The following is an 11,103-nucleotide window of genomic DNA, read 5'->3' on the forward strand; positions in this document are numbered from 1 at the left end:
GATGGTCGAGGCATGTGCGCCCTCACGGGGTGCGCGGTCACGGGGTGCCCATGGCAACCGGGTTCGATGAGGCGGCTGCCGCCGGGACGAAGGAGCGGCGCGGTGCCGTGCGGTGTCGACCGGAATCTGCCCAACGAGGTCGGGACGGTGCCGCGGGCGATCGGCGATCCACGTCCATGCGGTCGACGTGCCGTGTCCGGCCGGTGATGCCAGGCGTCTTCACGCCCGCTCCGGGGCACGTCAGCCGCCCGCGGCTTCCTCGGCCTCCCAGCGCAGCAGGTCGCCCGGCTGGCACTTGAGTACCTCGCAGAGCGCGGCGAGCGTCGCGAAGCGCACCGCCTTGGCGCGGCCGTTCTTGAGTACCGCCAGGTTGGCGGGCGTGATCCCCACGCGGTCCGCGAGGTCGCCCACGGACATCTTCCGCCTGGCCAGCATCACGTCGATGTCGACGACGATCGGCATCAGATCACCTCGTCCAACTCGGCCTGCATCTGAGCCGCTTCGACGTCGCGCGCGACGGCCTGTGCGAGCAGCATCCGCAGCACGAACACGATGAGCGCGACCCCCAGGATGGCCAGACCGACCCCGCCCATGATGACCGTGACGCCCGGGTCGGCCCGCTGGCCCGGCGCATTGAGGGCCGTGACCGCGAACCACAGGAGGGCAGCCGCCACGATCGCGCCGATCACGGCGTCCACGTACCGGAAGGCGGCGTGGGAGAACACGGTTCCGCGCCGCACCATCGTCACCAGCCGCCATACGCTGACCAGGGCGACCTGGCCCGACACCATGCCCAGGATCGTGATCACGCGCAGCGGGGTCAGCGGGACCGACCCGTCCTCCGGGTCGCTCCCGGTGACCAACACCCACACCATCCCTGCCTGTACGAACACGGTGCCGGCGAGCACCACCACGAGCACGGCGCGAAGTGCGCGCACTGCCAGATTTCCCATGACCCACCCTCCATCGAATCGCGATGGGAATCTATCGAATTTCGATAGCCCAGGCAAGGGCTGGGACGGAGGACTGCGGCGGAGGACTGGGGTGGAGGACTGCAGCGCAGGGCTGCGGCGGTTGCCCACCGTGGCGGGACGCCCTCGCCCCGCCCACTGGCCTGTCCGTTGCACAAGACGCCGACCGGCCGGACGGCGGGCCGCGGCCGCAAAGACAGCGGCCGGCCGCGCGGGCACCCTCCGACGGCCGCCGTGCGGCGCGCGCCGGGTGGCAGTCGGCTCGCCAGGGGCGCGGGCCCCCTCGGCGCACCTCACCTCGCGCCACCGGGCCGCCCGCAAGGCGTCGACGCACCGACACCGGTCGGGTAGGCATGAGGGGGATCGCGCCGACCGGAGCGATCGCCGCGCACAGTGAGCGAGCAGTGGGGGACGGCATGGCCATCATCGTCACCATCGACATCCCGGACGTCGGGCAGGAGCTCTACGACGCCTGCATCGACCGCCTCACCGACGGCGGCGAGTTCACCTCGCTCGCCGACGTTCCCGCACCCGGACTGATCTCCCACGCGGCCGGGCCCGTAGACGGCGGGTGGCGGGTCATCGACGTGTGGGAGTCCGAGGAAGCGCTGGAGAACTTCTCGAAGATCCTCCAGCCGATCCTCGCCGATCTGGGCCACGGCGACGGCGAGCCGCAGATCATCCCGGCGCACAACGTCGTCACCCGCTGACCGACACGCTCGGCCACAACCCGGCGGGTCAGGGCGCCTGGTACGACACAAGGCACACCGGTGTGAGCCGCCGCTGATCCGCAGCCAGAGGCAATCCACGCAGTCCGGCACATACACGCAGTCTTCAACGGCCTTGCCCGGGACCCGGGAAGCCGCACTCATCGCCCAACCGCAGCCCGGCGCGTGCGCGCGCCGGGCTGCCCGCGTCGCCGCTCGTCCCGGCCGGGAGAAACCGGGCACGCGCTGTCGATCAAGGGGCCAGTCGACGAGTGGTTTCCCGATGACCCTGCGCTCCCCTACACCCGGCGGAGTAGTCACGAGGGCTCCCTCCGCAGGATGACCGCTGGTGTGCCATGGACGATGCTGTGGGCTGTGAGTGCTGAACTTCACCGAGTGGGAGCCGGACCCGGGGACGGCGACGGAGACGGAGACGGGGGCGCCCGTCCGGCGTCCGCCCCGCCGACGGTCCCCGCCGAGCGCGCGCACCGGCCGCGCCGCTCCCGGCTGCGGCGGTGGCTGCGGCGCGCCGCGCCGGGCTGTGCCGTCCTGCTGGTGGTCGTCACGGCGGCCTCGTTCGTCTACAACGGCGTCACGGCCGGGCGCGCCGCGCCGCCGCGGGGGCTCAGGTACGTACAGGCCGCCGACATCCGTACCCGCTACCAGACCTGGGGTACGGCGGGCTCACCGGTCGTGCTGGTGCACGGTGCCTTCGAATCCGTGGACACCTGGTCGCGCCTCGCCCCGCTGCTCGCCCGCGATCACCGGGTGTACGCGCTCGACCTGACGGGCGACGGATACAGCGAGCGCCACGGCCCGTACACCGTCGACCACTTCACCCGGCAGCTCCTGGGCTTCCTCGACGCCATGCACCTCGGCGGTCCGGGCGAACGCCCGTTGCTGGTGGGGCACTCCAGCGGAGCCGCCGTGGTCACCGAGGCGGCGTTGCGGGCTTCTGGCCGGCTGGGAGGCGTGATGCTCCTCGACGGCGACGCCCTCGACACCGGTGCCGGGCCGCCGCCGGCCTTCAAGTACGTGCTGATCGACCCGTACCGCACCAGCCTGCTGCGGCTCGGACTCGGCATCGACGCGGTGATCCGCAGCGTGTACGACGCACAGTGCGGGCCCGCCTGCCCGCGCCTGGATGCCGCCGGTCTGGATCAGTGGCGACGCCCACTGCGGGTGCCGGGCGCGGAGAACGCGCTCTGGAGCATGCTGGCGGCGGGTGTGCCGGGGCTGCCCGCGGACCAGGTGGCCCGGCTCGCCGGGGTGCGCCTGCCCAAGTCGGTGGTGTTCGGTGCCGAGGACGACGTGTTCTCCGAGCAGACTCCACAGGAGACCGCCCGGCGCATCGGTGCACCGCCTGCGACGCTCATTCCGGGCGCCCGGCACCTGACGTTGATCTCCAGCCCCGAGGCGGTCGCGACGGCCGTGGACAGGCTCGCGGCGGCCTCGGTCGCGGCATCTCGGTGACTGCACCGGTACTCCGGATCAGACGCCGTCGCACAGCCCGTCGCCGCGGTCGCCGGCCCGGCTCGTGAGTAAGGCATGCGATCCGTCCGCACACAGTGCAACTCCGCCATCACCGTCCGAAGTTCGACGGTGGGCGAGGGCGCGGGGTTGGGCGCGTTTCGGCCAACGCGGCGCAAGACCGGCCCCGGTCGCACCGATGTATGCACTCGCCGCGCTCCGGTGTTCCACCGGCGCCGCTGCTGACAGAGCACGCTGAAGGCATGGCGAAGTCGAGTCGGTACTGGGCCTGCATACGGCGTGTCGGCTTGGCGCAATAGAGTCCGCAGGGCTAGTCCGGCCCGGCCGGGCGGGCCGCCGCGAAGAAACGTCATCCACTGGAAACGCGAGTGTAACTTTCCTCGGCGAAGCGTCAGGAAGGCCTCACGCGAGCCCGGGACGAAGTGTTTTCAGCCAAGATCAAGAACGCCTTGAAGGCCATGATCAAGCCAGGTATGTTCATCTCACACTTAAACCGGCACGTGATCGATGGGGAACCTCAAGGGATTGCGCGCTGCCGGACTTCCCCTTAGGACGAGCCCTGGGTGCGCAATGGCGCGACACGATACGGGTCGCCGTCACCGACTTTTCACACAGCAGTCCACGGCCTGGCGCGCGGCGATGTCGCCCACGCGACCCTTCGGCATTCCCAGAAAAGGTGCTCATCAAGGTGATACCGGAGAGGAGTCAAGCATGGAAATAGTGCGGATACCCGATAGCGAAAGACGAGCGTTCGATGCGCTCGTACCCGTCGACCCGGCAAGATCGGTGAAGCTGGGCACGTTGGGCCCAAAAGGGACGAGTAGCGAATACATTGCCGAATCGATGGTGCGCAGCCTCGGCGACCGGGATTCCTTTCGCATCGTCCTGGAGAACACGTACGAACGATGCATGGACGCTCTCGCCGACGGGCAGGTCGACCTCGCGCTGGTCGCCCACGCCTATCCAAAGATCAACGCCTTCTACATGAACCCGCTCCTGGAGCCGGCGATCGTGTTTCGCGGCAACACGCCCGAGTACGGGCTGGCCGTGCGACCCGACGTCGAATTCGACGAAGAGATGCTCTTCAGTGAGACCGTCGTCTCGCACCCGGCGCCGGTTCCGCTCCTGCAATACCATTTCGGCCGCCCTGTCCAGATCGCCACGGCGACCTCGACGAGTCAGGCCGCCCGCGACGTCGCCGAAGGGCGGTACACCATCGCCATCACCAACGAGCAGGCGGTGGTGGAGCACAACCTGAAGTTCGTCTACAGGTTCTCGCACATCCCCATGACGTGGACCGTTTTCTCGCGAAAGGTGAAGAAGTGACCGCGCAGACCCATGAGCGACCGTACTTCCCGGCTCCGGACGTGGTGCGCCACGACGACGGGATCCGCTTCGAGTCCTACCGGCGTGACGACACCGAGGTCCGGCTCTCCTTCATTCCGCCCGGTGCCGTCGTGACGAGCCGCGACCTGGAAAAGGCGCAGGTCGGCATGATCGTCCGCGGCGAACTCTCCGTGACGGTCGGGGAGGTGACGAAGGCGATGCGCCCCGAGCACGATGTCTACGTCGTCCCGCCCCACGTCGCCCTGTCGGCGGTGAACGCCACCGCGGAGGAGACCGTCCTGCTCACGGTCACGCGGGGCAAAACGGGCGAGAAGTACCCCGCGCCGGACGGATACTTCCTGGAGCCGCTCGAATCCCGCAAGTTCGTGAAGATGGACGTCACGTTCTTCCTGGCCGACTGGATCGAGCTGATGATCGCCGACATTCCCGGCGGCGGTCAGATGCCCTACCACAAGCACTCCCACGAGCAGATCGGTATATGCCTCGAGGGCCGCTACGAGATGACCGTCGAGGAAACGAGCCACGAGCTGCAGTTCGGCGGCACTTATTTCTGCGCCAGCCAGGAGGGACACAGCGCGGAGAACCCCAACGCCGGGGTGGCGCGCTCCCTCAACATCTTCATCCCGCCCCGGTACCACCGTGTGCCGAAGCAGGAAGAGGAGCAGGAAACAGCCTGATGCGCGTAGCGGTGGTCCTGGGTGCCAGCCACGGAATCGGGCGCGCAACCGCCCTTCACCTGCGCGCCAAAGGGCATGTGACGGTCCTCTCCGCGCGTTCGAGGAGCGCGCTGGAGGAGGTCGCGGAGGCGTCCGGCGGGCAGGATGCCCATGTATGGGCCGGCGACATCACGTCGGAGGCGTTCCGCAGAGAACTGGTCGATCACGTCGAACGGCGATTCGGCAGAATCGACGTGCTCGTCAACAACGCGCCCGGTCCGGCACCGGGATCCTTCGACAGCGTGGAGGCCGGCGACGTGACCTCCGCGATGGAGCAGAAACTCGTCCCGTACCTGGATCTGATCAAATCCGTGGCTCCGGTGATGGTGCGCAATGAATTCGGGCGGATCGTCAACATCGTCGGAAACATCGGCAAGGAACCGGCCCCCGGCATGTTCCTCTCGGGTCTGGTCAACGCGGCCGTGTCGAACGCAAGCAAGTATCTGGCGGGTCAGTACGCCCGGCACAACGTGACGGTGAACTGCGTACACCCCGGAACGATCCGGACCCAGCGCTACGACCGTGCCGTGGAGCATATGAGCCGGGCCGGTGGAATATCCCGGTCCGAGGCGGAGGGCCGCTTGCAGCAGGCCATCCCCATGGCCAGACCGGGAAAGTCCGAAGAAGTCGCTGCCCTCATCGGTTTCCTGGCATCGGAAGAAGCGTCCTATCTCACCGGGCAGCAAATATCCGTCGACGGTGGACAACTGACATGCGTATAGGGGAGAACGAGGTCGTGTTCAAGGATTGTGTGGTCGTGGTCACCGGTGCCGCCTCCGGCATCGGGAAGCAGACCGCGACCGAGTTCGCCCGGCAGGGCGCGCGGGTCGTCGTCGCCGACATCGACGAGCAGCTCGGCAGTGCCGTCGTCGACGGCATGAAGAGCGAGGGCCTGGAGGCCGTCTTCGTCAGGACCGACCTCACCGTGGAGGCGGACTGCGAGAACCTCATCGGCGCGGCCACCGAGACCTTCGGCCGGCTCGACGTCCTGGTCAACAACGCGGGAATCGAGATCTCGACACCCCTGCACGAGATGTCCGAGCAGGAGTGGGACAAGCTCGTCGACACCAACCTGAAGAGCATGTTCCTGTGCTCGAAGCACGCCCTGCGTCACATGGTCGAGGCGACGAAGGGCGCCATCGTGAACGTCTGCTCGGTCAGCGGGCTCGTCGCATGGCCCGGCATCGCCGCGTACAACGCCACCAAGGGCGGCGTGATGATGCTGACGAAGTCGCTCGCCGTCGACTACGCGCGGTTCAACATCCGGGCGAACTGCGTCTGTCCCAGCATCATCGACACCCCCATGACCGACACGTCCATCGGCCACGACGCGTCGGTCAAGGAGGAGAAGGCGAAGCTGAATCCGATCGGACGTCTCGGCACGCCCGAGGACGTGGCGAACGCGATCCTGTTCCTCGCCTCGGACAAGTCGTCGTTCATCACCGGTGCCGCGCTCACCGTGGACGGCGGGTACACGGCGATCTAGCCGTTCTGCCCAGAGTCACCGCAAAGAAGGGTTGGTTGGAGTGTCGGACCGATGGAGCGGCGAGAAGAGCGCGGGGGGATTCCCCGTGCTGGCGGTTCTCGCACTGATGGCGGGAATCTTCGCCGTCGGCTCGGAAGAACTTGTGGTTTCCCCGCTGCTCGTCGACGTGGCCAGGTCGTTCGACACGACGGTGGCCGTGATGGCACTGTCGGTCAGCACCTACGGCATCAGCACGGCGATCGGCGCCCTGCTCTTCGCCCCGCTCGGCGACCGTTTCTCGCGCCGCCTCAGCCTGACGATCGGTATGGCCGCGTTCGTCGTGGGCACCGTGATGTGCGCGTTCGCCGGCGGGCCGGGGGTGTTCTTCACCGGAAGGGCGCTGGCCGGCCTGGCCACGGGAGCGTTCGTGCCGACCGCCTACGCCTTCGTCGGTGACCACATCCCCTACCAGCACCGCGCCAGGGCCATGGGCATCCTGGTGTCCAGTTGGTCCGTCTCGCTCGTGCTCGGTGTGCCCATGGGGTCGTTCATCGGGCAATGGGCGGGCTGGCGCTGGACCTTCGGGTTGCTCTCGGCCCTGGGCGTCTTCGTCGCCGGCGTGCTGCTGATCACCGGGACCGGCACGGGATCTGCCGGTGACGGGGCCGCCGAGCCGGCGAAGGACGCCGCCCCGGTCTCCTCGGACCAGTGGGTCCGGTCTGCGGCCAGGGCGTTCCTGGCGCCGAAGGTGGGTCTGTACCTGCTGGCGACCTTCCTGAACATGCTGGGCTTCTACGGCATGTACACCTTCCTCGGCAGTGCCATGCAGTATCGGTTCGGCGATGGAAGTTCCATGACCGGCGTCATGATCCTTCTGTACGGTCTCGGGTTCGCGACGAGCTTCGTCACCGGCAAGTGGGCCGACCGACTCGGCAAGGAGCGCGTTCTCGTCTCCCTGCTGGGCGGCCTGGTCCCGGCCCTCGTGGCCATCCCGCTGGTGGCCCGGTGGACACCCCTGCTGGTGATCTGCCTGTTCCTCTGGGGCGCGATGCAGAGCCTGGTCGTCACGCTGCTCAGCACGCTCCTCAGCGAATCCTCCCAGCAGTACCGGGGGACCGTCCTCGCCTTCTACAGCCTCGCGACCAACCTCGCGGTGGCCCTGGGCGCCGCGCTGCTCGGCCCGCTGTTCACGGAGTACGGGTTCTCCACCGTGGGCTGGGTCTGCGCCGGCATCACCCTCGTCGCCTTCGTGCTCAGCGGCTGGGCACACCGGCGGGGCGCGGAGCGCACGACGGGCGGCGGCGCTCCGGCTCGCGCCCTTGAGACCACCCTTGAGACGAAAGGGGCCGGAGAGTGAAGACCGAATTCGCGCGCAGGCTCCAGGACCTGCCCCGGAGTTCGTTCGCCACGACCGTGGGCAGCATTGCCGAGCTCGTCGCGGCCGGCGAGGACGTGGTCAACCTGTGCCAGGGAAACCCCGACCTCCCCACACCGCCGCACATCGTCGAGGCCCTGCGCCAGGAGGTGCTCGACCCCGCCACACACCGGTACCCCGCGTTCTCCGGCATGCTCGAACTCAAGGTCGCCGTCGCCGAGTGGTACGCGGCGCACCACAGGGTTCACCTGGACCCCGAGACCGAGGTCGCGATCCTGTTCGGTGCGAAGGCCGGCCTGGTGGAGATCAGCCAGTGCTTCCTGAACCCGGGTGATGTCTGCCTGATGCCTGACCCCGCGTTCCCGGACTACTGGGCGGGTGTGGTGCTGGCCAGGGCGCACATGCATCCTCTGCCGCTCCTGCGGGAGAACGGTTTCCTTCCGGACTACGACGCCCTCGACCCGGCCGTCCGCGACGCGGCCAAGCTGATGTTCCTGAACTACCCGAACAATCCGACCTCGGTGACGGCGCCGCTGGAGTTCTACGAGCGCACCGTACGGTTCGCCGCGGCACATGACGTCATCGTGGCGTCCGACTTCGCCTACGGGGGGCTGACCCTGGGCGGTGAGGTTCCGGTGTCGTTCCTGCGGGCGGCCGGTGCCAAGGACGTCGGTGTCGAGTTCATCTCGCTGTCCAAGATGTTCAACATGGCGGGATGGCGGATCGGTGCCGTCGTGGGCAACCGCGACGTCATCGCGGCGATCAACCTGATCCAGGAGCACTACTACGTCTCGCTCCCGCCGTTCATCCAGAGGGCCGCCGTCACGGCGCTGACCGGCCCCCAGGAGTGCGTCCAGGAGCTGTCGGGCATCTATGAACGCCGACGGGACGGCTTCGTCGCCGGGCTGAGGGACGCCGGATGGCAGGTCGACGTGCCACGGACGATCTTCGCCTGGCTGCCGATACCCGGTGCGGGAAGTTCTGTCGCGTTCGCCGACGAGCTGCTTCAGAAGGCCAAGGTGGCCGTGGCACCCGGCCGTTGGTTCGGAGAGCACGGCGAGGGATACGTACGGGTGAGTCTCCTGGCGCCCGAGGACCGGCTCGGAGAGGCCGTCCGCCGGCTCGCCGACTTCCGGAAGACGGGCGAGGGGCAATCACCGTCGCCGCCGGCGCTCGCCCCCTCCTCCCCCGGCCGATAGACGACCTGTCCCAGTACATGTGAACGACGCAGAAGGGGATCCCGACCATGGACAACGCCATCGAGACCAAGGACGCCATCGCAGGGGACCGTCGGGAGATCGACGGTCTCGACGCGCGCATCATCGAGTTGCTCGGGCAGCGAGCCCTCGTATCGGCGCGCATACAGAGGAACCGCATCAGCGCGGGCGGCCCGCGCACGGTACTGGCCCGGGAGGCGGAAGTCCTCGGCCGGTACCAGGACGGACTCGGCACGACGGGCACGCCGATCGCGATGAACATTCTCAAACTCTGCCGGGGCGCCGGTCCCACGGCGGATTCGGTGCCGGCCGCGACCGGGTGACGGTCCGGCTCGCACCTCCGGAACACCGCTGACACCGTTGGCGCCGCGCCGGACGAAGGCGGCGCCGGCCCCCGCGGTGATGCCCCGTACCACCCAGCGTCCTCGCACAGCGAGGCCTACAGGAGAACCACTGTGATACGCCACGTCGTACTCTTCAAATTCAAGCCCGGATTCGACTGGAGCCATCCGCGTGTCCTGGACGCGGAACGCACCACGGCCAGGGTCGGCGACGAGGTACCCGAACTCAAGGAGTGGCGCTACGGGCGCAACGTTTCGACCCGGGCCATCGCGTACGACTTCCTGGTCGACGGACTCCTCGAGGACATGGAAGCGGTCGAGAGGTACCTCGTCCACCCCTTCCACCAGGACGCGATCACCCAGTGGCGGGAGATCAGCGACTGGGTCGTGGTCGACGTGGAGGAGTAGGAACGCCCCGCTGGGTTCTGGTGGTGCACGGCCGAGCCGGACTGCGAGTCCCTGCAGACGCCTCGCGCCCACCTCCTGCCCGGCCTGTGTCGCGCACCGGCTTCCAGGAGGCTGAGGGCCCCCGGAGGCCGGCGCCCTCGCGTCGCGTCGTGAAGGGCCGGCCGCGCACGGCGAAGCGGGAGCCGGACGGCTTCCTCGTCCGACCCCCGCTTTCCCATGGTCAGCCGACGGCGACGGCGCCGCGCAGCCCCTCGCGCAGCACCCCGGTCACCTCCGCCGCGCGGGAGCTGATGAAGAAGTGGCCCCCGCCGAACACCTGGAGGCGGAACGCGGCCGTCGTGTGGGCCCGCCACGCGCCGGCTTCCTCGACCGTGGACTTCGGGTCCTCGTCGCCTATCAGTGCGGTGACCGGGCAGTCGACGGTGCCGTCCTCGGGGCCGTACGTCTCGATGGCCCGGTAGTCGCTGCGGATGGCGGGCAGCACCATCCGCAGGATCTCCTCGTCGCCGAGCACCTGGGTGTCGGTGCCGCTCAGGGCCTTCACGTCGGCCATGAGCCCGTCGTCGTCCCGCTGGTGGACTTTCTCCACGCGGTGCGTCGACGGCGCGCGCCGGCCGGAGACGAAGAGGGTCGCGGGTATGTGGCCACGGCCCTGGAGCCGCCGCGCGACCTCGAACGCGACGACCGCTCCCATGCTGTGCCCGAAGAACACGACGGGCCGGTCGAAGAGCGGCGCCGTCAAGGGCGTGATCAGGTCGGCCAGCCGGCCGATGTCGTCCACGGGCGGCTCGTTGCGCCGGTCCTGGCGGCCGGGGTACTGGAGGATCGCCACCTCGCTGTCGCTCTGGAGCGCGGCCGAGACGGGGAAGTAGAAGCTCGCGGATCCGCCGGCGTGCGGGAAGCACACCAGCCGGGCCGGGGCGTTCGGCTCGGGGTGGAACCGGCGGAGCCAGAGGTCACTGCCGTCGGCAACTGTCATGTCGCATCGTCCGTTCTGCTGTCGTTCTCGTCATCGGAAGGATCGGGCTCGGAAAGGTCGGGCTCGGAGAGGTCGGGCTCGAAGAG

At 68.7% G+C, this 11,103-nt stretch carries 13 protein-coding genes; 10 read left to right on the forward strand and 3 right to left on the reverse strand.

What is annotated here, in order from left to right; all coding sequences use genetic code 11:
• Positions 1-240 precede the first annotated feature (240 nt).
• Entirely contained in the window at positions 241-462 is a 222-nt protein-coding gene (locus ACZ7P3_RS04810) for a helix-turn-helix domain-containing protein (RefSeq protein ID WP_274247677.1), read from the reverse strand.
• Positions 462-953 carry a DUF2975 domain-containing protein gene (locus ACZ7P3_RS04815; protein ID WP_472078979.1) on the reverse strand — a complete coding sequence of 164 codons (492 nt, stop codon included), beginning with the start codon at positions 951-953 and terminating at the stop codon, positions 462-464. The genes ACZ7P3_RS04810 and ACZ7P3_RS04815 overlap by 1 nt, the downstream gene beginning before the upstream one ends.
• Before the next feature lie 434 nt (positions 954-1,387).
• Here ACZ7P3_RS04815 and ACZ7P3_RS04820 point away from each other — a divergent pair, with 434 nt between their 5' ends.
• From ACZ7P3_RS04820 to ACZ7P3_RS04865, 10 genes are all read left to right on the forward strand, one after another.
• The gene (locus tag ACZ7P3_RS04820; RefSeq protein WP_472078980.1) at positions 1,388-1,681 is read left to right on the forward strand and encodes a hypothetical protein; all 294 of its coding nucleotides are present in this window, start codon (positions 1,388-1,390) and stop codon (positions 1,679-1,681) included.
• Between the two features lie 393 nt (positions 1,682-2,074).
• Positions 2,075-3,151, forward strand: coding sequence for an alpha/beta fold hydrolase (locus tag ACZ7P3_RS04825; RefSeq protein WP_472078981.1), 1,077 nt, complete (start codon positions 2,075-2,077; stop codon positions 3,149-3,151).
• Between the two features lie 729 nt (positions 3,152-3,880).
• Positions 3,881-4,495: a type 2 periplasmic-binding domain-containing protein gene (locus tag ACZ7P3_RS04830; protein ID WP_472078982.1), complete on the forward strand. Its 615-nt coding sequence runs from the start codon at positions 3,881-3,883 to the stop codon at positions 4,493-4,495.
• Positions 4,492-5,193 (forward strand): cupin domain-containing protein, encoded by a 702-nt coding sequence (locus ACZ7P3_RS04835; RefSeq protein ID WP_472078983.1) that lies wholly within the window; start codon positions 4,492-4,494, stop codon positions 5,191-5,193. Before ACZ7P3_RS04830 ends, ACZ7P3_RS04835 begins: the two co-directional genes overlap by 4 nt.
• Positions 5,193-5,954, forward strand: a complete 762-nt coding sequence (locus ACZ7P3_RS04840) for an SDR family oxidoreductase (RefSeq protein WP_472078984.1) — start codon at positions 5,193-5,195, stop codon at positions 5,952-5,954. The genes ACZ7P3_RS04835 and ACZ7P3_RS04840 overlap by 1 nt, the downstream gene beginning before the upstream one ends.
• Positions 5,945-6,718 carry an SDR family NAD(P)-dependent oxidoreductase gene (locus ACZ7P3_RS04845; protein WP_472078985.1) on the forward strand — a complete coding sequence of 258 codons (774 nt, stop codon included), beginning with the start codon at positions 5,945-5,947 and terminating at the stop codon, positions 6,716-6,718. The genes ACZ7P3_RS04840 and ACZ7P3_RS04845 overlap by 10 nt, the downstream gene beginning before the upstream one ends.
• A gap of 40 nt (positions 6,719-6,758) precedes the next feature.
• Positions 6,759-8,054 carry an MFS transporter gene (locus ACZ7P3_RS04850; protein ID WP_472078986.1) on the forward strand — a complete coding sequence of 432 codons (1,296 nt, stop codon included), beginning with the start codon at positions 6,759-6,761 and terminating at the stop codon, positions 8,052-8,054.
• Entirely contained in the window at positions 8,051-9,271 is a 1,221-nt protein-coding gene (locus ACZ7P3_RS04855) for an aminotransferase class I/II-fold pyridoxal phosphate-dependent enzyme (protein ID WP_472078987.1), read from the forward strand. Before ACZ7P3_RS04850 ends, ACZ7P3_RS04855 begins: the two co-directional genes overlap by 4 nt.
• A 47-nt stretch (positions 9,272-9,318) precedes the next feature.
• On the forward strand, positions 9,319-9,612 hold the full coding sequence (locus tag ACZ7P3_RS04860) for a chorismate mutase (protein ID WP_472078988.1): 294 nt from the start codon (positions 9,319-9,321) through the stop codon (positions 9,610-9,612).
• A gap of 132 nt (positions 9,613-9,744) precedes the next feature.
• Positions 9,745-10,038 (forward strand): Dabb family protein, encoded by a 294-nt coding sequence (locus ACZ7P3_RS04865; protein ID WP_472078989.1) that lies wholly within the window; start codon positions 9,745-9,747, stop codon positions 10,036-10,038.
• 220 nt (positions 10,039-10,258) lie between these two features.
• Here ACZ7P3_RS04865 and ACZ7P3_RS04870 read toward each other — a convergent pair whose 3' ends face one another.
• Positions 10,259-11,017 carry a thioesterase II family protein gene (locus tag ACZ7P3_RS04870; protein ID WP_472078990.1) on the reverse strand — a complete coding sequence of 253 codons (759 nt, stop codon included), beginning with the start codon at positions 11,015-11,017 and terminating at the stop codon, positions 10,259-10,261.
• Positions 11,018-11,103 lie beyond the last annotated feature (86 nt).

This window comes from Streptomyces sp. NPDC107581 (genome assembly GCF_055657175.1).

Coding starts and splice junctions, on each gene's coding strand:
- ACZ7P3_RS04815 (WP_472078979.1), bottom strand. CDS start 953: ATGGGAAATCTGGCAGTGCGCGCACTTCGCGCCGTGCTCGTGGTGGTG.
- ACZ7P3_RS04840 (WP_472078984.1), top strand. CDS start 5,193: ATGCGCGTAGCGGTGGTCCTGGGTGCCAGCCACGGAATCGGGCGCGCA.
- ACZ7P3_RS04870 (WP_472078990.1), bottom strand. CDS start 11,017: ATGACAGTTGCCGACGGCAGTGACCTCTGGCTCCGCCGGTTCCACCCC.
- ACZ7P3_RS04830 (WP_472078982.1), top strand. CDS start 3,881: ATGGAAATAGTGCGGATACCCGATAGCGAAAGACGAGCGTTCGATGCG.
- ACZ7P3_RS04810 (WP_274247677.1), bottom strand. CDS start 462: ATGCCGATCGTCGTCGACATCGACGTGATGCTGGCCAGGCGGAAGATG.
- ACZ7P3_RS04860 (WP_472078988.1), top strand. CDS start 9,319: ATGGACAACGCCATCGAGACCAAGGACGCCATCGCAGGGGACCGTCGG.
- ACZ7P3_RS04820 (WP_472078980.1), top strand. CDS start 1,388: ATGGCCATCATCGTCACCATCGACATCCCGGACGTCGGGCAGGAGCTC.
- ACZ7P3_RS04845 (WP_472078985.1), top strand. CDS start 5,945: ATGCGTATAGGGGAGAACGAGGTCGTGTTCAAGGATTGTGTGGTCGTG.